We start from the raw sequence: 26878 nt of genomic DNA on the forward strand, positions 1-26878 counted from the left end.
TGAGAGTAGGTCATCGTCAAGCACCTATACCCAAAACCCCCAGGCCTAACCGCCCGGGGGTTTTGCTTTTGCAGCAGGAAAACTTCCAATATGCTGCTTATCACTGCCAGAATGATCGGCTGATGAATATATTTATCAGGTAATCTAGGCCGATGTCAGATCTTCTTAATCCACATATATCGCATGATCCTGATACGTTGATCGCTTGTCCTGAGTGTGATCTTTTAATGCAAAAGGTCACACTAGCAGTAGAAACTGAGCACAAGATATTGTGCTCAAGATGCGGCTATGAGCTTTATCACTTTAAAAGGCGAGTGGTTGATAAGGGGCTCGCTTTGGTCGTGACTGCTTTGCTTCTTTTTATACCTGCTAATTTCCTGCCCATCATGAAGCTTAAAATGTTCGGGCAACAGACATATGACACTGTCTGGAGTGCAGTCATAGCGCTCTATAAAGCAGACATGACTATCATTGCTTCACTTGTGCTCTCGTGTAGCCTATTTATTCCTCTCATTAAACTGATTTGTCAGTTGCTGGTCCTTATCAGCCTTAAGCGACCTTCAATCAGATCAACAGGTATCTTATTGCTAAGGTGCTATCAGCATCTTCGTGAGTGGGGAATGTGGGAGATCTACTTGTTAGGCATCCTGGTTGCGATGGTCAAAGTCGGCGATGTAGCCGAATTAAGTCTGGGTGTGGGTTTGTTTTGCTTTACGGCTCTACTGCTTATCCAAGTCTGGCTGGACTCGCTTATGTCACCCCAGCAGTTATGGCAGGAAATAGAGGTGGAGTCTGGTCATGCGGGCCGTTGATCAAGGCCTATGGGTATGCCGTGAATGTCATAAGTTAAACAAGCCTGCCAACTCTTGCAGTCGTTGCGGAGCGGCTCTTTATCCCCGTGTTCCCAAGAGCATATCGAGGAGTTGGGCGCTACTGGTTGCCGCCGCTATCTGTTATGTTCCGGCAAATCTTTTGCCCATCATGACGGTGAGCTATTTTGGCAAGGGCGAACCGTCAACCATCATCTCTGGCATCATTGACTTGATTAACAACGGAATGATTCCTATTGCTGCAGTCGTCTTTGTCGCTAGCATTATTGTTCCTACATTCAAACTTATTGGACTGGCCTGGCTGTTGATTTCCGTCCAGCGCAAAAGAGCAATGCGCGCTCGGCAACGCATGTTTCTGTTCCGTTTTATCGAGTTGATTGGACGCTGGTCCATGCTTGATATCTTCGTAATCGCAATTTTGGTAACCCTGGTTAATTTCGGCAGTTTTGCCAACGTGGATGCCAATCCCGGCGCGATCGCTTTCGCAGCTGTAGTAATTTTGACCATGCTTGCTGCAAAGACTTTTGATCCTCGATTGATCTGGGATCATGCCTGCTCAGAGGATAACGATGAGTGATTTGCCCCAGTCTGTAATACGTCCTGCCTCACGTTGGTCTGCCCTTTGGGTGTTACCACTGATTGCCTTGGCCATTGCTGCCTGGTTAGGGTGGAAGGCTTATAACGAGTCTGGAACGCAAGCCACGATCCGCTTTGATGATGGGGAAGGTATTAGTGTTGATCGAACAGAGGTGCTTTATAAAGGTATCTCTCTGGGTAAGGTAAGTCACATCAAGGTCGCAGAGGATAGCCGGGGAGTTATCGCTACGATCAATATCAACAAGGATGCCGAGAAATACCTGCGTTCTGAAACACGTTTCTGGCTGGTGAAACCCCGCGTGTCGTTAGCAGGTGTAACCGGCTTGGAAACCCTTGTCTCTGGGCAGTACATTGCAATTCAGCCTGGCGGCGGAGAGGCTGCACGGGATTTTGTGGCATTGCGCGATCCTCCACCATTAACCAGTAATTTGCCCGGCCTGCACCTTACGCTCAAAGCCGAACGATTAGGTTCTCTTATACAGGGTAGCCCTGTGTATTACAGGCAGCTGGAAGTTGGGCAGGTAGAAGGGTATCAGCTAGGCAGCGATCCTCGAGTTGTCGAGGTCAAGATTCATGTCCGTGAAGAATATGCGCACCTTGTCCGCAAACATACTCGCTTTTATAACGCCAGCGGTATCAGTGTTTCCGGTGGGCTTGACGGCTTCAAGGTGCATACTGAGTCGATCATAAGTCTTGCGGCGGGCGGGATTGCCTTCTTCACGCCTGGAAACCATGAAGACAGTCCACCTACCAACAGCTCTCCTTTCAAGCTGTATAGCGATTATGAGGCTGCCGAGGCGGGTTACAAGGTGGTTCTGCATGTGCGCGACGTTGCAGGGCTGAATCCGGGGCGCACGCCTGTCATGTTCAATGGTGTGCAAGTAGGTACCATGAAAGCCTTGAGCATGAATGAGGACTATACCGGTGCTACTGCCGAGTTGATGATGGATCCTCGCACCGAATCGCTCATGAATGTGGGCAGTGAGTTCTGGACGGTCAAGCCTTCGATTTCACTGGCAGGCGTAACGGGAATCGAGGCATTGGTAAAAGGAAATTACCTTGCCGTGCGGTTTGCCAAGCATGGACGTCCCGCTCGCGAGTTCACGATTCGTTCCAAAGCGCCTCCATTGAACACAGATGCACCTGGTCTGCACTTGGTTCTGTTCAGTGATCGTTTGAGTTCAGTTGATATTGGAAGTCCGATTCTCTATCGGCAAATGCAAGTGGGAAGCGTGCAAAGCTATCAGCTGTCTCGCGATCAACAGAGGGTTGTTATCGGTATACATATCGAGCCTGAATACGCGTCTCTTATCAACTCTTCGACTCGCTTTTGGAATGCCAGCGGCGTGACGCTTACCGGTAATCTGAATGGTGTTCAGGTCAAAAGCGAGTCGCTGCAAACGTTGATTGCTGGCGGGATTGCATTTTCTACGCCGGATCTAAAAGCCAAACGTGTAGGTGATGCACATCGTTTTTCGCTGTTCAAGGATCAGGATGAGGCGATACGTAAAGGCACACTGATTGAGCTGCGTATGGATAACGGCGAAGGCATGAAGCCTGGAACTCCGCTTAATTTTCGTGGTTTGAAGGTGGGGCAGGTAGAAGATGTCGAGCTGGCAGATGACCTGGCCAGTGTAAGGGTCAAGGTTCGCGTGACCGACGCGGAAGACCGTATTGCCAGCTTGGGTGCTCAATTCTGGGTGGTAAAGCCCGAACTGGGGCTCTTGAGAACGGAAAATCTTGGTACGTTGGTAACCGGACGCTATATCGAAGTTTCACCGGCTGCTCGTGCAGGTGTCGCCAAGACCCGTTTCGATGTTCTACCCGAGCCACCTAACACGTTGGATAAAGAGCCGGGGCTGCATCTGGTCCTCAGCGCTTCTCGACGTGGTTCGCTTAAGCCAGGCGTTGAGGTGAGCTATAAGGAAATACCGGTAGGCAAGGTTACGCGCCTGGAGTTGAGTAGCGAGGCCAACCGCGTGCTGGTACATATTCTGATCGAGCCACGTTATGCCCCATTAATACATGCCGGAACGCGGTTCTGGAATGCGAGTGGTGTTGCGGTGGATGCCAGCCTGTTCAGGGGCGTCAAGCTACGCAGCAACTCGTTTGAGGCTCTTCTGGAAGGCGGAATCGCCTTTGCCACGCCTGAACAGGATATGGGTAAGCAGGCCCTGCCAGGCCAGACGTTTGTTCTGTTTGATGAAGTAGAGCCTGAGTGGCAGGGCTGGTCGCCGAAGATCAAATTGGGTAACGCAAATTGAGAGGAACAGGCCTAAGCCTGCTCTTCTTCAAGCGTCTCCGTTATTGCAGGCGCGACCGATTCTTCCTTGCGATGAATGTATTTCCAGTCATCCTCATCGATATAAATACCATTCGGACTGCTGCCGCCCTCAAGGTCTATCGCCACATGGGCGGCTACCTGAGGCTTTACGCTGGCCAGGATAGGTACGAAGCCTAGCTGGCGGCTCGTCTCGATCAGGGCTATCTGATTGCGTTCGTCAATATCCGCGGCTTCGTCGAGATAGTAGGGCAGACGTATACGGCTGGCCTGTTCACGATCCATCAAGTGCAGGAGCAGGTACATGTTGGTCAGTGCCTTGATGGTCATGGTCGTGCCGTTTGAGGCTGCACCGTCAATATCGGTGTGAATAATCGGTTGGCCACCGACCTTGGTAATTTCAAAGGCCAGTTCGAACAGATCTTTCAGGCCCAGCTGGTTATGGTTGGCTGCAACCAGGCGAGCAAGATATTCCTTGGCCTCTTCGTTCTTGGCGTCCTGCTCGGCGCTTTGGGTAAGATCGAAAACAGAAAGCGTTTCGCCCTCTTCATATTGGCCTGCGCTGTGAATGATCTGATCGATGTGCTTGAGCGCGTCCTTGTTTGGTGCGAGAACAATGCGAAAGCTTTCCAGGTTCGAAACCTGGCGGCGGTTGATTTCTCGGTTGAAGAGTCCCAGCTGGTGCTCCAGGTTGTCGTAGTCGTTACGGATGTTGCGCAGCGTACGGGCAATATCGGTCACAGCGGCGCGACGAGCTTTGGCTAGCGTCAGTGCTTCGTCCTGGCGATGGGCGTAGGCATTGACGAGTAGGGTCAGTCGGCGCTCCGGGTCGTCTTCGTTGTCAAACTTGGCGACTCCTTTGAGGCGAACCTGGGCATAGAGGGCGTCGATTTGTGTATCGATACGCTGCAAGGCTTGCCAGGTGTCTTGATAGTCGTTAAGCAGGGGCAGCAGGTTATCCAGCGAGTCATCTACTGATTCCATGAAGGGAATTCCCTGGGGAAGATCGCTAGGAAGAAGCTGCCGGCGACGCAGGGAGTCGTCCAGGGTACGTTGCTTGGCTTCCAGATCGGCCAGTTGGCGTGCGATCAGCTGAAGCTTTACGGAAACCTGCTGAACACGTTCAGTAAATGCATCGCTTGAACGCTTGAGCTCGTCCTGGGAGGCTTCGAGTTGAGCCAGCTGCTCGAGTTTTTCAGCCTCCTGGGCAGCCAGCGTCTGATAGCGACGGAAGTCTTCCAAAGCTTTTTGAGCATCCAGTACTTCCTGATAGAGCTTATCGGACTGCGCCTTGCTCAAGACGCGATCAGCGGCAACGGCTTGCTGGGTCTTGAGCTGCTTGAGTTCGCGTTCCAGACGATCACGCTGGTCGCGTAGTGCAGCGCGGTCAGCCAACGCCTGCAAGGTTGGAGGCTCAATGGATGAAAGATCTATCGAGAGGCCTGGAGCCTCGAAGCGATCCCCGTTGAAGCCATCCAGTACAGTAGTAAGTGTCTTCATCCACTGGGTATCATCCAGACGGACGCCCTGTTCGCCCAAAGGCAGGCTGAACAATGCGCCATTAAACAGGCGCATCAGCCGATCAACATCCTGCTGCGAAAACTCCTCACGCAGACGCGCATAGCTGTTGTTATCCGCGTGATCCAACTGCTGAGCGATCGATTTAAGACGCCTTTCAAGGTCACGGACACGCTCGTCAAGATCGCCACTGCTGAACTGTCTTGACTGAGACAGGGCGCCAGCCAGCTCATCATGCGCGTCTTTGGCAGCCATGAGGTTCTGCTCGAGCTGAGCGGCAGATTCAGCCAGGGCAAAGCGGTTCTTCAGGGCAGCCATCTCTCCCAGCCAACGCTGGATCTCGCTGAGCTGGCGCTCCAGACGCATCATTTCCTGGGTGCTGTTACGCTGAGTGTTCTGCAGGCGGTCCTGTTCGCTGCGCAGGTGTTCGGCCTGGCTGACCAGCTCATCGCGGCGATCTTCGGAATAGGTTTGCCACGCACCGAGAAGTGCATCCAGCAGCGGCGAAAGGCGGTGCAGTTTACCGCGCAGCCGTTCGCGTTGCTGGACACCGTTGGCCAGCGCCTCTACCAGCGGGCCGGCTGCGACCAGAGCCTGATAGTCCTGTTCCATACGACGTACGTCACGGAAGGCTTCCTCAGTAGCGGCGATATAGTCGACGCTGCCGGAGCGCAGGCTGTGTTCGAAGGCATCGAGGAATAATTGCTTGAGCTTAGCCGCCGTGATTTCACGCATGTGGAGCAGGTTGATAAACAAGGCCCGGAAGGTCTTGAGGCTTTGTTCACTGGTGGAGCGCAGAGGGATCAGCGTCAGGTCCAGAGGAATGGAGGTATGGCCGCCAACCAGAAGACGCCTTAGCTCCTCGGGTTTGACCTCGTAAGCCTTGATGCCTTCTCGCTCCAGATTCTTGAACAGCTCGCGTTGCCTTAGGCAGGTGCCGTTTTTCTGGTAGTGAGCCAGATCCAGCTCGCCGGCGTAAGCAAAAAACTGGTGGCCAAAACCGCCTCCCGGTCCTCGGCCTACTACACCAATCACATGGGGGCCGTGGGGCAGAGAAAGCTCTACCAGGATGTAACTGGTGTCGGTAGCGAAGTAAAACTTGCGTGATTGCTCGAGGTTGTACTTGCCAAAGCTCATGTCAGACATGCGCGCCAGGATAGGAAACTGAAGCGCATTGATTGAGGCGCTTTTGCCCAGGTTGTTGGCGCCGTAGACTGACAGCGGATGTTCAAGCGGAAAAAGCCCCAGGCTGTAACCCGCTGTATTGAGCAGGGCAAAGCGGCGGATGCCGTAACGGGTCAGGCTCATGCGTCGGTCTCCTGGTAAGCGCGTTCTTCTGCGGCGGCTCGGGCCAGCTCGTCCTCCTCATCAAGTGTCGTCAAGGCGTCGATATCGTCATCAAGCAATTCGGGGGCGGGCAAGGGCAGCTCGCTGTGGAGCGTGGCGGCCAGATCCCGGTCCTGCTGAACTGCCAGGCAGACGTCCAAAAAGCGGTGCATGGGCGGCAGGAAGCGATAGATACCGTTGTCTTCCGAGGCAAAGCCAAGCTGGGTCAGGCGGCGCAGGATTTTTTCCTCCAGCTCATCTTGCGTTTGTACTTCAGCCTGCAGGAACAGGTCTCGGTACTTTTCCAGCAGGGCCGGCAGTTCGTCACGACCTAAGCTGCCGCCATCCAGAACACTGAGCGGATCACGACCCTGATCCGCCAGATGCTCGACCATGATGAACGTGAACAGCGCCAAGCGCTGGGCCGTCTTGTTTACTTGGGCGCCCATTTGTTCAGGCACGAAGTAATAAAAACCACGTGTATCGCAAACAAGCTCGAAGCCCAGCGCCTTAAAGAGGGTTCGATAGGCATCCTGAAGGTTGGACAGTTGTGCGTATAGCTCGGGCTCGCGGCGGCTGATATGAAAGCCCTTGAGCAGCTCGCGGAAAATCGGCGCAAGCAAGGAGAGTTCAGTTAAATCAATGTGCATGGGTGGTGCTCGCAGTATCTCGGGCGGAGAGGGCGAAAGAGCACAGGCTGACCCGGTGCTCGGCAGTATCGTAATCACGGCGCGGCAGACGCTCGCGCTGGAAGCGGCTGTCACGGGAGAGACGAGAGAACCAGTACAGGAGCTCGTCGGTGGCGCCTTCAGGCTCCTGTTCGAGTAGCCAGATCATGAGGTCCGGCATAGGTAGGGCATTTTCGCAGCGATCCAGCATTTCACGGGCGGTACGAGGTGCCTTGGGCTTCGTGGTTTCCTTGCGTGAATCGCTTGCCTTGGGAAATTGCGCTGGCTTGGGCTCGAAGCGTGCCAGGGCGTATACATAGCTTTCCACCTGAGAGGCTGTACCCAGGAAGACGCTCTGGGGGCGACTGAAGAGGGGCATGGCTGTCTGCGGAACGGCATCCAGACCTTTACGGCGTATAGCAGCCAACGCTAGAGCCGCGCCACGAGTAATGGCATTATGGCGGCGGGCTTCTTCACGTAGCGGCAGTAGTAGTTCACGTGCACGGCGCAGCGAGAGTTGGGCCGTCGTCTGCATTTCAAGGATTCGGGCATGGGTGCGTAGCAGCAGATCATCATCGACCAGCTTTCCCAGGCGATGTTGCTCACCCATCAGGCGTAACAGGACGTGCTCGACCCGATTGACGCCTTTCTCGAAGATACCATCGGCCGAGACGAGCTGAATCATGGGTTCGACATATTCGTCCCAGGTAGCCAGGACTTCGGCGTAACGCTGCCGCAACGGGATCTGACGATCACTGGTCTTGGCCCGCTCGGCGACCCCTACAAGGGCATGCTCGTCGTTACTCAGCTTTTTCAGGACGTCCCGTACACGCATATCCAAAAGGCGCAGCTGTCGGGCCAGCTCGTTGCTGTCTCGTGCTTCGAAGGCGTCCTGGATATGAGCGGCAAGCCGTTCCAGGTGGCGCAGGTAGGCTTCGATTTCAAGGCACAGCCCCAAGCGGTGTTCGCGACGCAGGTAGGCCAGGAAATCATGAATCTGTGCGTTAAGCTCGAAACGGTTGGGGCTCTTGGCAACCGGGACCAGAATATCCAGGCGGATCCACGCATCGAGTAGTGCCGTGATATCGACTGGCGTGCTGTCAGGTAGCTGGGCTCCAAGCCGGGTGCGGAGTTCTACAAGGCTCAGCGTGCCGCTGTCGAAGTGCTCGCACAGTGGGTCCAGCTGCGCCCAGTGTTCGGCAAGTGCGCGGAGAACGCGCTTGGGATCGATCATGACGGGGCCGTTTGCACAAAAGAGTCAATTGTACTGTATGGCCCTAGGCTAAAGGATCAGCTTTGACATGTGGTCGGCCAGTTTGCGTAATGAGTACGCTTTGGCCTTTCCGTCAGGTAGCAAGGCGCGCGATAATTGGTCTTTTTACAGCGTCCGCTGCGGCGCTGATCTATGATGAGCCGTATGACTTTTTTGTTGCTGACGGAATGCTGCCAATGATGGCCGAAGATCGGCGCCGCGCGTATCTGCGCGCCATGCAGATAGACGTCTGGCTGCCACGAACGACGCTGCCTTTTGCTGCACCTTCCCGTCCGGAATTGCTGGCATATGTCAATCCAACTGCCTTGCCCGAGGAGCCAGCACCGACTGTCGCTCGGCCAGCCCCCAAGGTGGAGGCGCCGACTGCAAAGCTGGTTCGGCCGGAGCGTCCTACTGTTTCTTCGGCCAAGGTCGCCACGCCGCCTGAGTCTGAATCTCGTCCTGAGCCGATCAAGCGAGAAGCGCCGCCTCGCTTTTCCCTGCAATTACTGCGAGCCGGATCTTGCCTTCTGCTGGTTGATCTACCGGCAGGCGCTTCCCTGGCAGGACGCGATCCTGCCTATGTACTCCTCAGAAACATGCTGCATGCGGCTGGTCTGCCTGACAGCCCCCAGTCATTGGGTGAGCCTATTCGCTGGCCGTTACTGGCCAATGCAGCGCTTGATCAGGGGCCTGCCGAAGCGCGAACCTTTGTGCAGAGTGTTGTGGCCTCTCAACTGGAAACCGAAACCTGCGATTGCCTCTGGTTGGTTGGTAGCGCCGCCGCTCGCTTTGTTTCAAGCGATGATGTGAAAATCGAATGCCAGGAAATCCGACTGGATAGTCTCGGTTCTGCCTGGGTCATTCCGGGGCTTGAAGCCCTCATGGAGCAACCCCGCCTAAAAGCTGATGTATGGCGTGCCATGCAGCGTATCCGCCCCCGTTGGACAGATGTTAGATGAGCGATTCCATTCATTTTCGGCCGATGACCGAAGCCGATCTCAATGCTGTTCTCAAGATTGAATATGCTGCCTTTAGTCACCCATGGACACGCGGTATTTTTCTGGACGGCCTTAAGTCCTACAACTGCTGGGTAATGTTTGAAGGTGAGCAGCAAGTGGGACACGGTGTGATCAATGTCATTCTGGATGAGGCCCATCTGTTGAACATCACCGTAAAGCCGGAAAGCCAGGGTAAAGGCCTGGGTTACCAGCTCCTGGATCACCTTATGAAGCAGGCTCGCCTGGCTGATGCCAGAGAGTGCTTTCTTGAAGTTCGCGAAAGTAACCAAGCGGCCTATCGACTCTATGAACGCTATGGTTTCAATGAAATAGGCCGTCGTCGGGATTACTATCCTGCCGCCGGCGGGCGAGAAGATGCCCTGGTCATGGCGTGCACGCTGCTGGACTAAGCCAGGACTTAATGTCCTGGCTTCTTCTCGTTCAGATCAAAACCATCAGCAGGCTGCTCAATATCAAGGTCGGTTGCATCCAGGTCGGCTGAGTTCTCGGCACGGCGCTGGTCGGCCTCGTTGACTTCGTCCGGGTTGCCGTCCCATTTTTCACCATCCAACGGCAGGACGCGGCCCATTTCGGCTTCGTCCATGCCAACGCCACCGCCGATGTCCCTGTCACTGACTACGGTCAGCTCCTTGTCGACAGGCCATGCATCACCGTATTCATTCGGATTACGTGCGCCAGAGTCGTCCAGCAAGGTTTCAGGCGTCATGTCATCCAGGGTAACGTGGTGATCGGCTGTTTCGCCTTCCGTCATGCCCGCTTCACTGACGCGCTCCGGGGGGAACTGGCCTTCGTAGTCTTCTTCGGTCTGCTGGCCTCGGTCTTTGCCATGGAATAGCTCATCGTTGAAGTTCAGTTCCTGCATGCCGCCCATGCGGTCTTCGTTATCGTCGATGGGCAGAGGGTCTCGGTTCATATCAGGCTTTTTCATAAGCGTCTCCTCAAGAGATTCGGCTATCCCATACAGTCGGGTCATGTTGGTGTGACCCCATTTAGGCGACGGGATTCCTTTTGTTCGCCTATGCTCGATCTGCCAAGGAGTTGTCGAAAACCCTTCGAACGATGATGAAAATTCACAGTCAGAGCGTACATGATGAATTCAGAGATCGAATTACCCGTACCTCTTCAGCGCTGCGCTTTTTTTCTCGACTTGGACGGAACGCTTGCTGCCCTACAGCCCCGCCCGGAACAGGTTTTTATTCCTGAAAAAACGCTTTCTTCAATTCATACGCTTACCCAGGCAGGCATTCCTGTCGCGGTAGTGTCTGGACGCCGAATCGATGATATTGACCATCTGGTCAAGCCGTTGCAATTGCCAGCCGGAGGCATTCATGGTGCCCAGCGCCGCGATTATTCAGGCCAGATGCATCGTCTGGCGCTCGACGCTGATCTGCTAACGCGCGTAGGCGCAGAGCTTGGCGCTGCCGTTGAATCGCATCCTACACTCTATCTGGAAAGCAAAGGCATGGCGTTTGCGCTGCATTATCGTCAGGCGCCTGAGCTGGAAGATGAAGCGCGGCGGATTGCCGAAACTCTGGTTGAGCGTTATCCGCAGCAGCTGACGTTGCAGCCCGGCAAAAGCGTGTTTGAACTTAAGCCTAAAGGCGCGAGCAAGGGCGCGGTGATACGTACCTTCATGCGTGAGGCACCCTTCGATGGACGAGTCCCTGTCTTTCTCGGTGACGACCTGACCGACGAGGCTGGCTTTGAAGTCATCAATGAAATGGGAGGCCTTTCCATCAAAATCGGAGAAGGCTCGACTGTGGCGCAGCAACGACTGGAGTCGGTCGAAGCTGTAGCCGATTGGCTGTGCGGCCTGGCAGAACAAGCCGGTAACGCACGCGTAGAACAAGAGGATTGAAGATGAGCCGTTTGGTGGTAGTTTCTAACCGTGTAGCACCCATTGAACCGGGAAAGGCTCCGTCGGGAGGATTGGCAGTAGGCGTGCTCGACGCATTGCGGCAGTCAGGCGGTATCTGGCTGGGCTGGAATGGCGATGTTTCCAATGAGGAAGTGCCGCCCGGCAAGAACGAGACACACGATAACATCACCTATCATACCTTCGCGCTCAACAAGCGTGACTATGATCAGTATTACCGCGGCTTTGCCAATGCAACGCTGTGGCCGGTTTTTCACTATCGTGTCGATCTCTCACGCTACAGCCGGGAAGAGTACGATGGTTACCGTCGTGTCAACGCAGCCATGGCAGAGCGTCTCAAGCCTCTGTTAAAGCCTGACGATATCATTTGGGTGCATGATTACCACCTGATTCCCTTTGCAGAAGCCTGTCAGATGATTGGTATCCGCAACCGTATCGGGTTCTTCCTGCACACGCCGTTCCCGGCGCCTGAAATCCTGACAGCCATTCCGCCACACAATGAGCTGCTCAAGACGTTGTGCTTCTATGATGTGGTGGGCTTTCAGACGGAAACGGACAAGCTGGCATTCCAGGATTACATTACACGCGAGGTTCGTGGCGTGCTGGAGAGCGATGGCAGCCTTACGGCGTATGGCCATAACTTCCGTGCCGAGGTCTATCCGATCGGTACTGTACCGGACGATATTATCAAGCAAGCCGAATCCTACCGCGCACGCCGTAACTTCATCTCGCGCAGTATCGAAGGTGTGCCTTATAAGACGATTGTCAGCGTGGATCGTCTTGATTATTCAAAAGGGCTGGTGGAGCGCTTTTGCGCTTATGAAAAGCTTTTGGAACGGTTTCCTGAGCACCGCAAGCGGGTGCAGTTTGTCCAGATCGCACCGACTTCTCGCTCCGATGTGAAAACCTATCAGCATATTCGTCAACAGCTTGAGTCCCAGGCGGGCCATATCAATGGTCGCTTCTCCGAGCTGGATTGGACACCGATTCGTTATCTGAACAAGAGCTATGACCGCCGTACCGTCATGGGGCTGTTCCGCTCTGCTGATATTGGTCTGGTAACGCCGCTGCGAGATGGTATGAATCTGGTAGCCAAAGAATATGTGGCTGCGCAGGATCCAGAAGATCCTGGCGTATTGGTACTCTCGCGTTTTGCAGGGGCAGCCCGTGAGCTCAACTCGGCGCTTATTGTGAACCCTTACGATGTGGTGGGCATGGCCGAAGCCCTTGATCGCGCCATTAGTATGCCGCTACAGGAGCGTAAGGATCGCTATGAGGACATGATGCGGATTATCCGCAAGAATGATCTGGCCTCCTGGCGTGACAAGTTCCTCAAGGATTTGCGGGCGGTAAAGGCCAGGCCTGTAGCTAACTTGCGTGCAGTAGGAGCTACAGGCGCTTAAGTGGCAAAGGCTTAAAAAGGCCCGCAATGTAGCGGGCTTTTTTATGGAAATTTTTCGCAGGCAATAAAAAAGGGTCTAGCCGAAGCTAGACCCTAGAAATAGGTGGTGGCTACGCAGGGACTTGAACCCCGGACCCCAGCATTATGAATGCTATGCTCTAACCAGCTGAGCTACGTAGCCATCCGAGGCGCGCATTATTCTTTCTCCAAAGCCCTGTGTCAACCCCTCTTTTTCATTTAATTGCTTAAAAACTAACGTTTTTTTATAGATGGGCGACTGCATTGGTAAAAGCGCCTGGAAAGGCGCTTTCGTTTCGGTCCGATAAGGGCAGTGTGTTAAGTAAACTTTGTTCAGGTCGTAACAGTCCTTAACAGGAGCGTCTTCTAAAGGCGTATTTCTAGACCAGGAGAAAGCAATGGATAACTATCACGTCACTAAAGGCGACAAGGGTTGGGAGCTGAAAAAGGAAGGCGCAGCCCGTGCCTCCAAAAGCGCTGAGACTAAGGCGCAGCTCGTAGAGCAGATGCATGAGTTTTTTGAGGGAAAGACGGCGTCAGTCAAAATTCACAAGGTGGATGGCACCCTTGAGGAGGAGCGTACCTATCCTCGTAGCGCCGATCCACGCAAGTCAAAAGGTTAGAGCAAGGGTGCCGTTGCGGCTATCAGTCAGCAGAGAGGCAACGGCGACGCCCGTGTATGTCCGGTCAAGGACGACGAAGGCTTCATGAGCTTGCCCCAAATTGCCCTTTAGCACCTTTAAAGAATGAACTGTTTCTCAATTTGAAAGGGGTGTTTAAACGGTATTGGCACTTAAGGACTATTCGTTACTTATTAGGCAATATTCATTTGTCCACTGGGCATTATATCTACAATGACTTTTCTGTAATCATTACGTCATCTCCCTGTGCTGCCCCGTTCCGATAATTAAAGAACAAACTCCGGACCTGTTTATAAGTAGGTATTCGCCTGCTTGTTTATCAGGGAGAAGGTAACTTTATAGTTGGAAGCGAGATGAAAATGAAAGGTTTGATTGTAGCTGCCCTTGTCCTTGCCAGCAGTTCCGTATTAGCTGACCAAATCCCCTCCGATGCCGCCAGCACGCCTGTTGTCGAGCATTACACGTATTCAGACCACCTGGATATCAAACGTGTCATCGACAGTCCCGATATCACCAGTTTCTGTGGTGTCCGTCCTGTACGCATGACATATGAAGACCATAATGACAAAGTTCATGTAATGGAGTATCAGGTTTCGGGCTCTGGTTGTAATGATAACTAATAGGGTTATTTAATCTATTTGATTGTCAGATGTAATTGTTGATTTAATTTTATTTAATATTTTCTGATCAAAAGAGGTGCCTTGCATACTTGTTCAAGGCATCTCTTTTTGTTTTTGAATTAAAAATAGTTTATTTAAACGGCACGCTTGACGAGCGTTTTTACTCACCTGTTGAGGGACTTAAAAACATGCCTGCTTTCATAAACGTTTGTGTTGTGCGAGGTAACGCACGGTTACAGGCTAACAAAAGCAGGGTAATGCCTGTCAGAGTGAAGGCCTCGGTGGCATCGGTTGCCTCGAGGCGTTTCATTTTTAATGCGCAGAGAGGACACGCATGCGAATCAGCATTCGACAGATCACGATGCTCTTCCTTATGTTTCTGGCAGGTGCGGCATATGCTCAGGCTCAGCAGAGCCAGTCGGATCCAATTAGAATTCTGTTTGTAGGTAACAGCTATACCTATGTCAATGACTTGCCAGCCGTACTGAGTGAGATGTCCAGGCAAGGCAAGCAGGCCCGCCCGATCGAGACCAAGACACTGGCTTTCTCGGGCGCATCGCTTGAGCAGCATTGGACGAAAAAGGACGTTCAGCAGGCGTTGCAGGAGCAGAAGTGGGACTACGTCGTCTTGCAGGAGCACAGCATGTTGCCGGTCAAGAATCCAGACTTCATGTACAAGTATGCCCGGCTGATCGATGCTGAGGTCAAAAAGAACGGTGCCAAGACAATCCTGTACCTGACGTGGGCTCGCCAGAACGACCCGGCGATGCAGGCCAAGCTGGATAAGGCGTACACGACACTGGCCAATGAGCTGGGTGCGCTGTTGGCGCCAGTGGGGCAGGCTTGGCAGACTGCTTTGGCGGAAAAGCCTCAACCGTCGCTGTTCCTGCCTGACGGTAGCCATCCTTCCTTCATCGGCTCGTACATAGGCGCTTCGGTGTTTTATTCGCTGATCTACGGTCAGATGCCGCCCCAGCCTAGTGCAGCAGAGTCCAAGCGGCTGGAAAAGGCGAACGCAGGAGAGTTGCAGCAGGCTGCCTGGAAAGCAGTTCAGTCTTTGTCACCAGCATTGCGGACTTCACCGGACAAGGCAATGCACGCCTCGGCTCAGTAGCAGGGGAGGCTCGCCCAAGGAGAGCCCTGGGCGAGACCTATGACTCAAGGTATATATTTCTTTTCCTGTAGGCGCTTGATTGCGCCTATCAGGCAGTCTTCGGTGCTGACCGCTTCTGTAAAGCCTGCACGACGAATCTTGCCCATATCCGAGATCATGTCGAACTCGGTGTTGAAGACAAAATCGCCAAACTTCCAGCCTACAAGCTTCTCATACGGTACGGATTCCAGCTGGTGCTGCTCAGCCAGTTTTTGCCAGTCGTCAGCCTTGCTCGGCATCTGTGTTGCCAGTGAGAAAGGCTGCGGATCGGCGACGTCCATATCCAGAGCTTCACCAATCTTGTGCCAGAGCCGCTCCCAGCGGAACGGCTCGCCGACCAGGTTGAACGCTTCGTTGCGAGCGGCCGGGTCCAGCGCCGCCCATACACTGGCTCGTGCCAGCCAGTGTGCATCGGTCAGCTGAGCCAAGACCCCACGGTAGGCTTTCATCGAGCCCGGGAAGCGCAAGGGCACACCGGCTTGTTTACTCAGGGCTGCAAAGGCCCCGATGACCAGCGCGATGTTCATGGGATTGCCTGCAATATCACCCACCACCACATCAGGACGCAGAATAGACCACTCGAATTCTCCCTGGGCGGCGCGCTCGCGTAGCAGGTCTTCCTGGGTGTAATAAAAGTTAGGCGAGAGGTGGCGCGGGTCGTCCTCATAAAAAGGCGCCGCTGTTGGACCCAGGTGCACGCCGTAAACCTTGGCCCCCTGGTAGTGAACGACGCGTTGTAGCTTAGCGCCGGCAGACTTCAGGCCGTCCAATAGATTGCGCAGCATGGCGCCATTAATGTCGGCTTCCTTGGCCAGGCTGCTATCAGGGCGTAACGCTGCATAAAAGACATGAGTTGTATCCCCCGCCTGGCTCAGCGCCTGGGCCGTAGCGTTGGCGTCAGTCAGATCAAGATCAATGGTTTCAACGTTCGGTACGAAGGTACGACGGACGGCGCGGACCCGCCATTCAGGATCTTCGGCCAGAGTTTCAACAACGGCATTACCGATGATGCCGCTTGCCCCAACGACCAGGGCAACCTTGGAAGCTGACATATGCGTTCTCCACTAAATAGATAACAAGTTGGATGAGGTCTATTTGATGTTACTAAGCTGATAACGCTCAGCCCTACTTGGTTCCGAAAACCAATAGCATCCTAATGGATATATCGACAGGATATCGAACCGACAGCAGCGTCATGCGGTCGATGAATGAAGCCTTCAATATGTATTGCCAGTAGAGGCGTGGTCAGACGGAAGGGTTACAGCGGCGTGCAGTGAATGTCCTGTTCTGACCCGGACTTGCCAATTCACCTGTCAGAGCCTGACATTCATAGGAAGATTACATATGTCGACGTCTTCACCCGAGCCCGATACAAAACTGCGCCGCGCGATTACAGGTCCTTTGCTGCTGTTATTCATCCTCGGGGATGTGCTTGGGGCCGGGGTGTATGCACTGGCGGGGAAGATTGCAGGTGAGGTAGGCGGAGCCATCTGGGTGCCTCTGGTAGTGGCAATGGGATTTGCCATGTTGACGGCGGCCTCGTATGCAGAGCTCGTCACCAAATATCCAAAAGCTGGAGGTGCTGCGGTGTTTGCCGCACGGGCCTTCAAGCATCCCCTTGTGTCCTTTCTAGTGGGTTTTTCGATGTTGGCCGCCGGTGTCACGAGTGCTGCCGGCCTTTCCCTGGCCTTTGCGGGTGATTATCTCGGGGCGTTTATTCACGTTTCGCCCACGATGACAGCGCTGGTCTTTCTAACGCTGGTGGCTCTGCTCAATGCGCGTGGGATCAAGGAGTCGCTTAATGCCAATCTGGTCATGACGCTGATTGAGCTGTCGGGACTTTTATTGGTCGTTATTCTAGCCGCGTTGTATGTAAGTCATGGGCAGGGAGAGCCGGCGCGGGTTCTTCAATTTGCCGAGGGGACTTCTCCACCGCTGGCGGTATTAGGCGCTGCGCTGCTCGCCTTCTATTCGTTTGTAGGGTTTGAAGTGTCGGCCAACATTGCCGAAGAAGTGAAAGATGTAAGACGTATTTACCCAAGGACCTTGTTCGGTGCGCTGCTGATCGCGGGCGTAATATATGTTCTGGTGGGGCTGGCGGCTTCCATCGTTTTATCACCTGCACAACTGGTGGAATCTTCTGCGCCGTTGCTGGACGTGGTTCGGGCAACCGGCTACGGCATACCCCCGCAGCTGTTTGCCGTGGCGGCCTTGCTGGCGGTTTCCAATGGCGCATTGTTGACCATGATCATGGCAAGCCGTCTAGCTTATGGCATGGCCGAGGAGGGGCTGCTGCCCCCAGTGCTGGGGCGTGTACTGCCGCGTCGGCGTACGCCCTGGGTAGCGATTATTGCCACAACGCTTGTAGCCATGGCGTTGACTGTTACAGGGACGTTGTCGGCTCTGGCCGAGACGGTTGTGCTCCTACTGCTTTTTGTATTCATGAGTACGAACGTGGCCGTTTTGGTGCTGCGCCGCGACAAGGTCGATCAGCCGCATTTCCGGACCCCTACGCTGGTGCCGTTGCTGGCGATCGTGTCGTGTCTGGTGCTTTTGAGTCAGCAGAGCGCGGAGACTTGGCTGCGTGCCGGCATTCTGCTCGGGATCGGCGTGGTGCTTTATTTCGTAACGCGTGCTCATTCGACACGTGAAGCGGCGGATGTTGTGTAAGACAAGGTCTTTGCAGGCCGGGCACGACCTGCAGGAACGTGTGATATGCGTTAAAAAATCCAGCGTTGCGGGCGCTGATGCATATTGGCGCTGGCAGGTCTCCAGGGGCGAACGGAAAGTTCGGCCTGTGTGGCGGAGCTGGGCAGTGCAGCAGGTGCGTTGGGGTAGGCAGACAGGTTAGTGGTAAGCGTGGGTGAAGGTTGCGCCTGGGTTTCGTGTCCTAGAAACCAGGCGGCAACCACCAGCAGGGAAACAGCAAGACAAGATGCGGTACGGCTATGCAGGGAGTCCATTCCTTGGCTCTCACAGAGGATAATCAACCGCCTAAATCATATCGGGTAAGTTCATCTGTGAAGCCCTGGATGCCAACTTTATTGCAAAACCGGGCGAACTCTCACATCGGTATGTTGCATGGTTGGCACATGGGAGGCGTACCTCTTCAACTCAGGCGCAAGGTGCCTCGAAGGTGCTGACAGAATTCAATGACCTCATGAGCTCGCATGTGGTTGGATGAGTCTTCCGTCTGCCGCACGGCGGCCGTAATCATCGATTCGATGTTCTGGATATGAATCAGCTTGAGGTCGCTGCTCATATTGCCCAGTTCGATCAACTCCGCAACTCGGTTCTCAGAGCGGGTCAACAGGCGTTCGACAACATCAAGGCTCTCATCAAGCTCGTTTTTGACAGGGGAGGCGTAGAGGTAATCGGTGAGGGTGGGAGCAGGGCGGACTTGCGGTTCCATCGCGGGGTTCCTCATGTGACCTGTGCAGGAATATGGCACGCTCGAGGCAAGATGTATCGCTACTGGCACTTAGGCGCAAGAGCCTGACCTCGTCCAAGAGACGAGTGGTTTATACCGTCGTCGGTTGGTGTGCTGCAAGCGTCAAGGAGGCGGCTTCCGGCAGCGAAGCGCCGAAAGCCGCCTGTATCAGGCGTTCTGATCGATCACACTGCGGTAGAACAGCCATTCGTGTTCAAGGGCATGGGCCTGGTTCTTGGCCTGCCTGAAACCATGGCGTTCGTTGGGGTAGAAATAGCCTTCGGCACGAATGCCGCGATCTTTGAGTGCATGAAGCATGGCCCGTGTCTGCTCCGGGACAACGACGGCGTCCAGCTCACCCTGGAAGAAGATGACCGGGACATCGATCGTGTCGGCATGCAGGAGAGGCGTCCGCGCCCGGTAACGCTCCAGATCCTTCTTGGGGTCGCCAATGAGCCAGTCCAGATAGTCGGCTTCGAATTTGTGGGTCACGCGAGCCAGAGCGGCCGGATCCGTTACGCCGTACAGGCTGGCGCCGCCGCAAAACACAGTATGGAACGCCAGCGCGCATAAAGCCGTATAGCCACCGGCGCTGCCGCCTCGGATAAAGGCGTGGGCCGGTTCGATCAATTCTTGCTCGGCCAGATAATCCACTACAGCGCAGGCATCTTCGACATCGGCCTCACCCCAGCGCAGGTGAAGCGCGTTGCGGTACTCCCGTCCGTAGCCGGTGCTGCCTCTGTAATTGAGATCGGCAACGGCAAAGCCGCGTTGTGTCCAGTACTGGATACGGGGATCGAAGACGGGGTAGCAGGCAGAAGTAGGGCCGCCATGAATGAATACTACCAGGGGGGGCTTGGCCTCCCCTGTCATGGCCGGGTAGAAAAAGCCGTGCGCTTCGCCATCGCCGCTGGGGTAACGCAGGGCCTTGGGTTGGCTGATGCGCTCGTTAGGCAATGGCGCAATACCGCCCGCCAGAATCTCGATGTTGCCATTCTGCCCGTTGATCTCAAGGATGCACGAGGGACGATTGGGCGCTGCGGCAATGCAATAGATGTATCCATCATGCAGGGCCAGGCTGCGAAAGCGGGTGAAGTCTTCCGCGAAGCGCAGCACTCGACCATCGGCCTCGCGTCTGCCCAGGTGGCCGAAGCCTTCTTCGAACCAAGTGGCGATGTAACGCTCGCCGCCCAGGCTGTACCAGCTTCTGCCGCCCAGCTGGAAGGGGGCGGCCGCATGATCGGCCTTGATGGCAGTCAGTCTGCTGACACCTGATGTGCACTCTCCCCACGGTTGCCACCAGCCGTCACGGTCGGACAGGCAGTAGAGCTGGTCCTGTTCATCAAAACGGGGCTGTTGAATCGACTCCGGATCGCGGCCTGCAATGCAGACCGGCGCCTCCCATTGCCCATTATCCAGGCGCTCGGCGCACATGAGTCGTGTAGAGGTCCACGGCTGGTGCGGACGGCTCCATTCGATCCAGGCCAGACGCTTACCGCTGGGGCTCAACGTAGGTGAGGCGTAAAAGTCAGCGCCTTCGGTCAGTACTTGACGTTGGCCGCCTGCCAGTGGAATGGCGACGAGCCGGTGGATGACCGCGTCGTCTTCATGGCTTTCTTCCACCGCCATAATGAGGTTGGCTGCATGCTGCAAATCACCATATCGGCGCTTGCCTTGGGTCAGGGCTATGGGCTGGCTGCCATCAAGCGGTTGGCGATAGAGTTGCTGATCCGAGTCGTTGACAAAAACAGCATCCGTTTCGGTCAGGCAGAACGCGCCGCCCCCGTATTCATACACACGGCTGCGTGCACTGTAACCATCAGGCGTTAGGCAGTGTGCCTTACGGTCGTGCCAGTGCCAAAGTCGGCAAGCGCCGTCTGCAGGGTCATATTGATTCCAGAAAAGGCCTAAGGCCGATACCTGTAGCTCGGCAAAATCGATGCCTGCCGCGACGGCCTGTTGAGCGGTAAAGGTGCTGCCGTCTGCGTCTGTAGAAGCAGGGTGCTGGTAAGCCATGGTGCTTCTCCGTTGCTATGTAAGACTCAGGCTTTGGCGATAAGCCTGGAGTTCCGCTCGTTACGAAAGCTCAGCTGCTCAATGGTCTGAGTGGCCTGCTCAGCCTCGGTACGGGCGTTGAGGATCACGTCGTGATGTGGGGACTTGCTGCACACTGGATCAGCATTGGCGGCATCACCGGTCAGCATGAAGGCCTGGCAGCGGCAGCCACCAAAATCCTTTTCCTTTTCATCGCAGCTGCGGCAAGGCTCTGGCATCCAGTCATAACCGCGGAAATGATTGAAGCCAAAGGAGTCATACCAGATGTGCTGAAGGCTATGATCCTTCACATTCGGAAACTGGATCGGCAGCTGGCGAGCGCCGTGGCAGGGCAATGCGGTACCATCCGGCGTGACGGTAAGGAAGATACTGCCCCAACCGTTCATGCAGGCCTTGGGACGTTCTTCATAATAGTCCGGCGTCACGAAGATCAGCTTGCAGGGATGGCCTTCGGCTTCGAGCTTGGCGCGGTATTCGTTGGTGATGCGTTCGGCGCGTACCAGTTGCTCTTTAGTGGGTAACAGGCCGACCCGATTGAGCTGCGCCCAACCATAGAACTGGCACGTCGCAAGCTCGACGAAATCCGCTTCCAGGGCGATACACAGCTCGATAATACGGTCGATCTTATCGATATTGTGCCGATGCGTGACAAAGTTGAGCACCATGGGGTAGCCATGGGCTTTTACCGCGCGGGCCATCTCCAGCTTCTGGGCAAAGGCTTTTTTGGAGCCGGCGAGCAGGTTGTTTACCTCTTCGTCGCTGGCCTGAAAGCTGATCTGGATATGATCAAGCCCGGCGTCGCGAAAGGTAGCGATCTTCTGCTCGGTAAGGCCGATGCCGGAGGTGATCAGGTTGGTGTAGTACCCCAGCCTACGAGCCTCGCCGATCAGTTCGGCCAGATCCTGGCGTACCAGAGGCTCGCCGCCAGAAAAGCCCAGCTGTGCTGCGCCCATCTGCCGGGCCTGCTGCATGACGGTGAACCACTGTTCAGTGGTCAGCTCCTTGCCTTGAGCCGCAAAGTCCAGGGGATTGGAGCAGTAGGGGCACTGCAGGGGACAGCGGTAGGTCAGTTCTGCAAGGAGCCACAAGGGCAGCCCTACCGCAGGCTGCTCAGGCAGGTTAGCCGAGTTGGATCCAGTGCTCTGCACGAGCAACCTCCATGAACTGCTCCACATCGTCACCGAGTTCCGGGACGCCTGGGAAGCGTTCGTTCAACGCATCAATGATGGCGGCCACGTCACGCTGGCCGTCGATGAGTTCGCCAATGGCACCAGCACTTTCGTTCAGCTTGATCATGCCTTCCGGATAGAGCAGGACAAAACCGTTCTGTGCGGGCTCGAACTGGAAGCGATAGCCCGGGCGCCAGCGCGGCACCTGGGTGCGGTCGAAGCTCATAGTTGAATTCCTTTATGCCAGACGCGCTGGTCGGTTACGGTGTGGTAGGGCGGCCGTTTCAGCTCGTAGGCCATGCTCATGGCATCCAGCATGCTCCAGAGGATATCGAGCTTGAATTGCAGGATTTCAAGCATGCGCTGCTGGGCATCATAAGTGGTGTAGTGCTGGAGGGTGATGTGCAGGCCATGCTCCACATCGCGGCGTGCCTGACCAAGGCGTGTGCGAAAGTATTCATAGCCGGCTGGGTCGATCCAAGGGTAATGCTGGGGCCAGCTATCCAGACGCGATTGGTGAATCTGCGGAGCAAAAAGTTCGGTCAACGAGCTGCTGGCTGCTTCCTGCCAGGAGGCGCGGCGCGCAAAGTTGACGTAAGCATCTACCGCAAAGCGTACGCCAGGGAGCACTAGTTCTTGCGAGAGAACCTGCTCACGGTGGAGTCCTGTTGCTTCAGCCAGGCGTAGCCAAGCCTCGATTCCACCTTCCGTTCCAGGAGCACCGTCATGGTCAAGAATACGCTGAACCCACTCGCGGCGAATCTCGCGGTCCGGACAGTTCGCCATGATGGCGGCATCTTTTAGAGGAATGTTTACCTGATAGTAGAAGCGGTTAGCCACCCAGCCCTGAATCTGCTCGCGTGTTGCACGACCCTCATACATGGCTACGTGATAGGGATGATGAATATGGTAATACGCGCCCTTAGCGCGCAGGGCCTGTTCGAACTCTTCAGGGGTGAGGGCGTGTGGCATGTCTGGCCTCCTCGGTAGATAAAATGACCGGATGCACGCGGATCACAGCTCGATGCTCATGCCATCCCAGGCGACTTCGACGCCGCGTCGCTCGACTTCTGCGCGTTCGGGCGAGTCCTCATCCAGAATCGGATTGGTGTTGTTGATATGAATGAGCACCTTGCGTGGCGAGGTCAGCTGGTCGAGGACCTCAAGCATGCCGCCGGGGCCGTTCTGAGCCAGATGGCCCATCTCGCGGCCGGTGCGGGTGCCAACGCCACGGCGCTGCATTTCATCGTCCTCCCATAGGGTTCCATCGACCAGCAGACAGTCGGCTTCGGCCATTTTGGCCAGCAGGGCGTTATCCACCTGACCCAGGCCTGGCGCATAGAACAGCTTGCCGCCCGTAAGCAGGTCTTCAACGATCAGCCCGATATTGTCACCGGGATGCGGATCGAAGCGGTGCGGCGAATAGGGCGGTGCAGCGCTACGCAGCGGTAGAGGCGTGAAGCGCAGGTTCGGGCATGCCGGAATAACGAAGCTGTCTTCCAGCTCGATACGGTTCCAGCGCAGGCCACCGTTCCAGTGTTCCAGCATGTTGAACAACGGGAAGCCAGTCGTGAGATCCTGATGAACCATGTCGGTACACCAGACCTCATGAGGACAGCCCTCGCGTAGGCTGAGCAGACCTGTCGTGTGGTCGATCTGGCTATCGAGCAGAATGATCGCGCCGATGCCGGTATCCCGTAGCGCACGGCCCGGCTGCATGGGGGCGAAACTCTGCAGTTGCGCGCGGATATCCGGTGAGGCGTTGCACAGCACCCAATTTACGCCGTCATCGGACAGGGCTATGGACGACTGGGTGCGAGGTTGCGCACGAAGACTGCCGTCACGAACACCACGGCAGTTGGGACAGTTGCAGTTCCACTGGGGAAAGCCGCCGCCTGCAGCGGAGCCAAGAATCTGGATATACATGATTTATCTATGAAATGCGGCCAACTTAGAACTTGTCACGAGCGGCGAGGGACATTCAGGAGAAGCTCCTGTTGGCGGTCCGGCTGCGCCGAACAGGCCTCACGGTAGGCATGACCCACTTCTAAGGTGGCTAGAAAAGGAACGCCCCGGATAACCGGGGCGCTGGATCACGCAATCAACGGTTAGCGAAGTACATGGTGACTTCGAAGCCAATGCGCAGATCGGTATAAGCAGGTTTAGTCCACATAATGAATACCCCTCAAAGTGATATCGGAAAGGTCCGATTTACTTAGTACAAAATACCTTGCATACGTTCAGGATAAACACATCCTGAAACGCACTTAAGCTAGTTTACCCTGATATGGTGCGACGTATAGTTACAGGGTTCGCCAATGTGTTTCTGTCGAGACATGGTTGGCTAAACAGGTCCAGCCGTGGTAGGCGCTGTGTAAGGCATGCAGAGCGTACTGAAGGTCGTCAGGGTGTAGAGTCAGGATCGCTTTGCGAAGATCATCGAGATAGGTCAGCGGATAACCTCCTTGATGAGCGCTCCATAGCTCTTCACCCAGCTGGTGGGTGTCGAGTGCACTAGGTAGGAACTGATCGGCAAGGACCTTTTGCTGCTGCCCGAATGGCTCATGGGTCAGTGCGGCGATTTCGGTCGGCAACCGGGCAAGAAACGCCTCGATATGATTAAGGATGTCTGCGGTCGTCACCGTTGGAGACTGGATGCCAAACACGAGCGTTGACCGTCCCGCGATCTGACGAATACTGGAAAATACCGCATACCCCAGCTGCAGCTCCACACGCATGCGCTGGTAAAAGCGCGGTTGCACGAGATGGCCAAGGAACCGCCAGGCGGCCTCCTGCCGGATGTCATGGGGCGGTGCCGGACAGGCCAGCAGAACGGCATGTTCAGCCGAGTGCCCAGGAACGGTGTGCCACCATCGACCACTACGGCTCGGCGGGACTGGGGGGCGCTGCGCAGGTACTCCGGGCAAGTCCAGCAAGCAATGGCGAAGCGAGTTCAGCTCCATCTCCGAAAAGCCGATAGACAAGCCATCCCACTGTGCAACAGACCATTGTCCAGCAAGCTGGGTAGGGCCTTCCATTTCCTGATCCGTCTGGGTCTGAGGAGGCTCCGCCATCAGATCGGTGAGCCGGCTTATGAGCTGCCTGATAGGCATGCTGTTCGGCTCAGCGGGCGGCTGGCTGAAGACTTGCCAAGCTTCGTGACTGGGCCTATGGAGCATAGGGATGAGCGCATGGAGTACAGCCGGAATCGCCTCACTCAAGCCGGTCAGCCTAAGCTGCCATTGCTGGCCAAGCGTGCTGAGGGAAGCCTCAACACCTGCCTGGCGTGCCTGATGGCTGATAGCTTGTAGTGCGTGGTTGAGTGTGCGGACGAGAGCCGGTTGATACGCGGCTGGTTCCAGAAAGTGCCAGCGGATATACAGTGCACCTTCACCCAGGCTGGCAGCCGCTTCCTGGATATTCTGAAGAGCGGGTAGCGAAACGGAATCTGCTCCCGTCTCGATCTGTGCAGGCACGAGGAACGGGTTGAGCGGTGGAAGCGTCCAGTTCAGGGCTGGCGCTTGTTGACGTTCGCATGCGCCTGGAGTAGGAAGCAAATTGTGTTCAGGCTTCAATTGCTCGAACAGGTGTCGCAGGGCGGTTACGCCAGCGCTTGATAGGCCCGGTGCTTTCAACCCGTCTTCGAGGAGTGACCGGGCCAGTGGCAATGCGGCGCTGGTTGCACGTGTTCGCTGCGCGAGGCGCGTGTATTCCGCCTGTAGCTCAGTCAGATCAGGCTGGCGTTCCAGGAACGTCAGCCAGTCGAAAAAGGCATGAGCTATCTGTGATGACGCTTTAATGCCTGCCTCGGTCAAGGCTATTTCAACAGCGAGTACCGCCTGCTGCCTGAAGTGATAGAGCGGCTCCAGCGCCAGCGTCTTGATCCATCCTTTCTTTCGCAAGGTGCTTATCAGGCCGCCGGTATGTTCGGCATGCGTCCAGAGGGACAGGCAATCAATGACCTCACGACTATCAGCGGGCAGGTCTTCCAAGGCGAACAGCAAACTGAGCGTCTCTGTATCCGGAGGCTCTACCGGTGCGATGCGTTCTGGAGGAAGAAGCGCAGGGGGCGATAATGGTTCGATACGCTCCCCCGCATTGAAGCTAGCGCCGTAACGGTCTGCCAGCTGGCGTAGTTCATCCAGGGGCTGTGGTCCGACCAAGACCAGCGTCATCTGTCCGGCTTGATAGAAGCGCTCGTGGAAGCCTTTCAGTGCTGCTTGAAAACGCAGGTTGGGCACGAGCAGGCTGTAGCGGTTGCCCGCATGGAATGCTGTGACAGGATGGCGGCGCGACAACGGGTGCATCTGCCACGTCAGGCGGTGCGTGCGGGTATCCCTTGACCAGGCAATAAACTCGGCATGGATAACCTCGCGCTCGCGGCGTTGATCTTCGTGGGCAAGACGCGGGTGGACGAGCATGTCACACAGACGGGCAACTCCACCTTCCAGCGCGGCAGGTGGCACCTCGAAAAAAAAGTCCGTGGTGCGATCCCGTGTACTGGCATTGACCTGCCCGGCATGGCGTTGCACGTAAGCCATCAGGCCTTCATCGGCGGGATAGGCCTGCGTGCCCAGGAAAAGAAGGTGTTCAAGGAAATGTGCAAGCCCGGGCCATGCGCCATCCACATCATGACTTCCTGCGGCGACCCGAATGGCGGCCGAGGCCCGTTTGAGTCGAGGCACCTGTCCCAGAATAACGGTCAGGCCGTTGGCAAGGCGAAGGGATTCGAATCGGGTGGCAGACAAGTTATTCATGGCAGTCGTTATGCACCGGTGATATGCACAGGGCTTGTTGGAGCCGCTCTACGGCTTTGTTGCAGGCAGAAATGCATCGTTAGGCTACACGGATAAGGCCATGTCCGACCATGTCCCAAGAAATTGCCATGCTTTAAGCAGAACTTTTCCGGATATCGCGTGCTTTTCAGGTGTATTTATGTACAGTATCTGATGTGTATCGATACATTGCGGATCAAGGCGCTTTAAAGCGCACAGTGTATGGCGCTCGCCATTACGGTCAG

The 26878-nt window shown here is 55.5% G+C and carries 25 protein-coding genes and 1 tRNA gene; 11 read left to right on the forward strand and 15 right to left on the reverse strand.

Translation table 11 applies throughout. The features are described 5' to 3' along the window. Positions 1–152 precede the first annotated feature (152 nt). From GM154_RS03020 to GM154_RS03030, 3 genes are read left to right on the forward strand one after another with little or no spacing between them, the layout of a single operon-like run. Complete coding sequence (locus GM154_RS03020; RefSeq protein ID WP_219650955.1) at positions 153–812, forward strand: paraquat-inducible protein A; 660 nt, start codon at positions 153–155, stop codon at positions 810–812. Further along, the gene (locus GM154_RS03025) at positions 799–1407 is read left to right on the forward strand and encodes a paraquat-inducible protein A (protein WP_219650956.1); all 609 of its coding nucleotides are present in this window, start codon (positions 799–801) and stop codon (positions 1405–1407) included. The genes GM154_RS03020 and GM154_RS03025 overlap by 14 nt, the downstream gene beginning before the upstream one ends. Continuing rightward, positions 1400–3691 carry a PqiB family protein gene (locus tag GM154_RS03030; RefSeq protein WP_219650957.1) on the forward strand — a complete coding sequence of 764 codons (2292 nt, stop codon included), beginning with the start codon at positions 1400–1402 and terminating at the stop codon, positions 3689–3691. The genes GM154_RS03025 and GM154_RS03030 overlap by 8 nt, the downstream gene beginning before the upstream one ends. Before the next feature lie 11 nt (positions 3692–3702). Here the strand turns inward: GM154_RS03030 and mksF are convergent, their stop codons facing one another. Genes mksF through mksB form a run of 3 tightly spaced genes read right to left on the reverse strand, consistent with a single transcriptional unit; the run spans position 3703 to position 8454 of the window. Further along, positions 3703–6534, reverse strand: a complete 2832-nt coding sequence (mksF, locus tag GM154_RS03035) for an Mks condensin complex protein MksF (protein ID WP_219650958.1) — start codon at positions 6532–6534, stop codon at positions 3703–3705. Further along, positions 6531–7202 carry an Mks condensin complex protein MksE gene (mksE, locus tag GM154_RS03040; protein WP_219650959.1) on the reverse strand — a complete coding sequence of 224 codons (672 nt, stop codon included), beginning with the start codon at positions 7200–7202 and terminating at the stop codon, positions 6531–6533. Before mksE ends, mksF begins: the two co-directional genes overlap by 4 nt. Further along, complete coding sequence (gene mksB, locus GM154_RS03045) at positions 7192–8454, reverse strand: Mks condensin complex protein MksB (protein ID WP_219650960.1); 1263 nt, start codon at positions 8452–8454, stop codon at positions 7192–7194. Before mksB ends, mksE begins: the two co-directional genes overlap by 11 nt. A gap of 215 nt (positions 8455–8669) precedes the next feature. On the opposite strand from mksB, the gene GM154_RS03050 reads away from it, so the two are divergent. Together GM154_RS03050 and rimI are read left to right on the forward strand one after the other, a co-directional pair. Further along, positions 8670–9434 carry an energy transducer TonB gene (locus GM154_RS03050; RefSeq protein ID WP_219651184.1) on the forward strand — a complete coding sequence of 255 codons (765 nt, stop codon included), beginning with the start codon at positions 8670–8672 and terminating at the stop codon, positions 9432–9434. Next, positions 9431–9883: a ribosomal protein S18-alanine N-acetyltransferase gene (gene rimI, locus GM154_RS03055; RefSeq protein ID WP_010795944.1), complete on the forward strand. Its 453-nt coding sequence runs from the start codon at positions 9431–9433 to the stop codon at positions 9881–9883. The genes GM154_RS03050 and rimI overlap by 4 nt, the downstream gene beginning before the upstream one ends. 8 nt (positions 9884–9891) lie before the next feature. Here rimI and GM154_RS03060 read toward each other — a convergent pair whose 3' ends face one another. After that, a complete protein-coding gene (locus GM154_RS03060; protein WP_219650961.1) occupies positions 9892–10422 on the reverse strand; it encodes a hypothetical protein in 531 nt (176 codons plus the stop codon). Between the two features lie 162 nt (positions 10423–10584). Here GM154_RS03060 and otsB point away from each other — a divergent pair, with 162 nt between their 5' ends. Together otsB and otsA are read left to right on the forward strand one after the other, a co-directional pair. Further along, positions 10585–11352, forward strand: coding sequence for a trehalose-phosphatase (gene otsB, locus GM154_RS03065; protein ID WP_219651185.1), 768 nt, complete (start codon positions 10585–10587; stop codon positions 11350–11352). A gap of 2 nt (positions 11353–11354) precedes the next feature. Beyond that, entirely contained in the window at positions 11355–12773 is a 1419-nt protein-coding gene (otsA, locus tag GM154_RS03070; protein ID WP_010795941.1) for an alpha,alpha-trehalose-phosphate synthase (UDP-forming), read from the forward strand. Between the two features lie 103 nt (positions 12774–12876). On the opposite strand, the gene GM154_RS03075 is transcribed toward otsA, so the two are convergent. Then, a tRNA-Met gene (locus tag GM154_RS03075) sits at positions 12877–12953 on the reverse strand. Positions 12954–13188: 235 nt separating this feature from the next. Here GM154_RS03075 and GM154_RS03080 point away from each other — a divergent pair. From GM154_RS03080 to GM154_RS03090, 3 genes are all read left to right on the forward strand, one after another. Further along, positions 13189–13413 (forward strand): DUF2188 domain-containing protein, encoded by a 225-nt coding sequence (locus tag GM154_RS03080; RefSeq protein WP_074821781.1) that lies wholly within the window; start codon positions 13189–13191, stop codon positions 13411–13413. A gap of 371 nt (positions 13414–13784) precedes the next feature. After that, on the forward strand, positions 13785–14051 hold the full coding sequence (locus GM154_RS03085; protein WP_083397816.1) for a DUF2790 domain-containing protein: 267 nt from the start codon (positions 13785–13787) through the stop codon (positions 14049–14051). Between the two features lie 334 nt (positions 14052–14385). Next, positions 14386–15165 (forward strand): DUF4886 domain-containing protein, encoded by a 780-nt coding sequence (locus GM154_RS03090; RefSeq protein WP_219650962.1) that lies wholly within the window; start codon positions 14386–14388, stop codon positions 15163–15165. A gap of 44 nt (positions 15166–15209) precedes the next feature. Here GM154_RS03090 and GM154_RS03095 read toward each other — a convergent pair whose 3' ends face one another. Beyond that, a complete protein-coding gene (locus GM154_RS03095; RefSeq protein ID WP_219650963.1) occupies positions 15210–16256 on the reverse strand; it encodes an SDR family oxidoreductase in 1047 nt (348 codons plus the stop codon). Positions 16257–16548: 292 nt separating this feature from the next. Between GM154_RS03095 and GM154_RS03100 the strand changes: the two genes are divergently transcribed. Then, complete coding sequence (locus tag GM154_RS03100) at positions 16549–17874, forward strand: APC family permease (protein ID WP_219650964.1); 1326 nt, start codon at positions 16549–16551, stop codon at positions 17872–17874. 50 nt (positions 17875–17924) lie between these two features. Here GM154_RS03100 and GM154_RS03105 read toward each other — a convergent pair whose 3' ends face one another. From GM154_RS03105 to pqqF, 9 genes are all read right to left on the reverse strand, one after another. Further along, positions 17925–18167 (reverse strand): hypothetical protein, encoded by a 243-nt coding sequence (locus GM154_RS03105; RefSeq protein WP_010795935.1) that lies wholly within the window; start codon positions 18165–18167, stop codon positions 17925–17927. A 146-nt stretch (positions 18168–18313) separates the two neighbouring features. Further along, entirely contained in the window at positions 18314–18616 is a 303-nt protein-coding gene (locus GM154_RS03110; protein ID WP_219650965.1) for a hypothetical protein, read from the reverse strand. A gap of 186 nt (positions 18617–18802) precedes the next feature. Then, the gene (locus tag GM154_RS03115; RefSeq protein ID WP_219650966.1) at positions 18803–20650 is read right to left on the reverse strand and encodes a prolyl oligopeptidase family serine peptidase; all 1848 of its coding nucleotides are present in this window, start codon (positions 20648–20650) and stop codon (positions 18803–18805) included. Positions 20651–20676: 26 nt separating this feature from the next. Further along, positions 20677–21837 (reverse strand): pyrroloquinoline quinone biosynthesis protein PqqE, encoded by a 1161-nt coding sequence (gene pqqE, locus GM154_RS03120; protein WP_219650967.1) that lies wholly within the window; start codon positions 21835–21837, stop codon positions 20677–20679. Next, positions 21809–22084, reverse strand: a complete 276-nt coding sequence (gene pqqD / locus GM154_RS03125; RefSeq protein ID WP_074821790.1) for a pyrroloquinoline quinone biosynthesis peptide chaperone PqqD — start codon at positions 22082–22084, stop codon at positions 21809–21811. Before pqqD ends, pqqE begins: the two co-directional genes overlap by 29 nt. Next, positions 22081–22830 carry a pyrroloquinoline-quinone synthase PqqC gene (gene pqqC / locus GM154_RS03130; RefSeq protein ID WP_219650968.1) on the reverse strand — a complete coding sequence of 250 codons (750 nt, stop codon included), beginning with the start codon at positions 22828–22830 and terminating at the stop codon, positions 22081–22083. Before pqqC ends, pqqD begins: the two co-directional genes overlap by 4 nt. Positions 22831–22872: 42 nt before the next feature. Next, complete coding sequence (gene pqqB / locus GM154_RS03135; protein ID WP_010795929.1) at positions 22873–23784, reverse strand: pyrroloquinoline quinone biosynthesis protein PqqB; 912 nt, start codon at positions 23782–23784, stop codon at positions 22873–22875. Positions 23785–23959: 175 nt separating this feature from the next. Further along, complete coding sequence (pqqA, locus tag GM154_RS03140; RefSeq protein ID WP_003243383.1) at positions 23960–24031, reverse strand: pyrroloquinoline quinone precursor peptide PqqA; 72 nt, start codon at positions 24029–24031, stop codon at positions 23960–23962. A gap of 130 nt (positions 24032–24161) precedes the next feature. Further along, entirely contained in the window at positions 24162–26615 is a 2454-nt protein-coding gene (gene pqqF, locus GM154_RS03145) for a pyrroloquinoline quinone biosynthesis protein PqqF (protein ID WP_219650969.1), read from the reverse strand. Between the last annotated feature and the right edge of the window lie 263 nt (positions 26616–26878).

Origin of the sequence: Pseudomonas sp. MAG002Y (assembly GCF_019400845.1) — a bacterium.
In the GTDB taxonomy this organism is placed as follows: domain Bacteria; phylum Pseudomonadota; class Gammaproteobacteria; order Pseudomonadales; family Pseudomonadaceae; genus Chryseomonas; species Chryseomonas luteola.

Excerpts from the sequence above, each read along its gene's own strand:
- pqqF (WP_219650969.1), bottom strand. The coding sequence starts at position 26,615 with ATGAATAACTTGTCTGCCACCCGATTCGAATCCCTTCGCCTTGCCAAC.
- mksE (WP_219650959.1), bottom strand. The coding sequence starts at position 7,202 with ATGCACATTGATTTAACTGAACTCTCCTTGCTTGCGCCGATTTTCCGC.
- GM154_RS03030 (WP_219650957.1), top strand. The coding sequence starts at position 1,400 with ATGAGTGATTTGCCCCAGTCTGTAATACGTCCTGCCTCACGTTGGTCT.
- GM154_RS03110 (WP_219650965.1), bottom strand. The coding sequence starts at position 18,616 with ATGGAACCGCAAGTCCGCCCTGCTCCCACCCTCACCGATTACCTCTAC.
- GM154_RS03020 (WP_219650955.1), top strand. The coding sequence starts at position 153 with ATGTCAGATCTTCTTAATCCACATATATCGCATGATCCTGATACGTTG.
- pqqD (WP_074821790.1), bottom strand. The coding sequence starts at position 22,084 with ATGAGCTTCGACCGCACCCAGGTGCCGCGCTGGCGCCCGGGCTATCGC.
- otsB (WP_219651185.1), top strand. The coding sequence starts at position 10,585 with ATGAATTCAGAGATCGAATTACCCGTACCTCTTCAGCGCTGCGCTTTT.
- GM154_RS03050 (WP_219651184.1), top strand. The coding sequence starts at position 8,670 with ATGATGGCCGAAGATCGGCGCCGCGCGTATCTGCGCGCCATGCAGATA.
- mksB (WP_219650960.1), bottom strand. The coding sequence starts at position 8,454 with ATGATCGATCCCAAGCGCGTTCTCCGCGCACTTGCCGAACACTGGGCG.
- rimI (WP_010795944.1), top strand. The coding sequence starts at position 9,431 with ATGAGCGATTCCATTCATTTTCGGCCGATGACCGAAGCCGATCTCAAT.
- pqqC (WP_219650968.1), bottom strand. The coding sequence starts at position 22,830 with ATGCCACACGCCCTCACCCCTGAAGAGTTCGAACAGGCCCTGCGCGCT.
- GM154_RS03060 (WP_219650961.1), bottom strand. The coding sequence starts at position 10,422 with ATGAAAAAGCCTGATATGAACCGAGACCCTCTGCCCATCGACGATAAC.
- otsA (WP_010795941.1), top strand. The coding sequence starts at position 11,355 with ATGAGCCGTTTGGTGGTAGTTTCTAACCGTGTAGCACCCATTGAACCG.
- mksF (WP_219650958.1), bottom strand. The coding sequence starts at position 6,534 with ATGAGCCTGACCCGTTACGGCATCCGCCGCTTTGCCCTGCTCAATACA.
- GM154_RS03090 (WP_219650962.1), top strand. The coding sequence starts at position 14,386 with ATGCGAATCAGCATTCGACAGATCACGATGCTCTTCCTTATGTTTCTG.
- GM154_RS03080 (WP_074821781.1), top strand. The coding sequence starts at position 13,189 with ATGGATAACTATCACGTCACTAAAGGCGACAAGGGTTGGGAGCTGAAA.
- GM154_RS03115 (WP_219650966.1), bottom strand. The coding sequence starts at position 20,650 with ATGGCTTACCAGCACCCTGCTTCTACAGACGCAGACGGCAGCACCTTT.
- GM154_RS03085 (WP_083397816.1), top strand. The coding sequence starts at position 13,785 with ATGAAAATGAAAGGTTTGATTGTAGCTGCCCTTGTCCTTGCCAGCAGT.
- pqqB (WP_010795929.1), bottom strand. The coding sequence starts at position 23,784 with ATGTATATCCAGATTCTTGGCTCCGCTGCAGGCGGCGGCTTTCCCCAG.
- GM154_RS03100 (WP_219650964.1), top strand. The coding sequence starts at position 16,549 with ATGTCGACGTCTTCACCCGAGCCCGATACAAAACTGCGCCGCGCGATT.
- GM154_RS03095 (WP_219650963.1), bottom strand. The coding sequence starts at position 16,256 with ATGTCAGCTTCCAAGGTTGCCCTGGTCGTTGGGGCAAGCGGCATCATC.
- GM154_RS03025 (WP_219650956.1), top strand. The coding sequence starts at position 799 with ATGCGGGCCGTTGATCAAGGCCTATGGGTATGCCGTGAATGTCATAAG.
- GM154_RS03105 (WP_010795935.1), bottom strand. The coding sequence starts at position 18,167 with ATGGACTCCCTGCATAGCCGTACCGCATCTTGTCTTGCTGTTTCCCTG.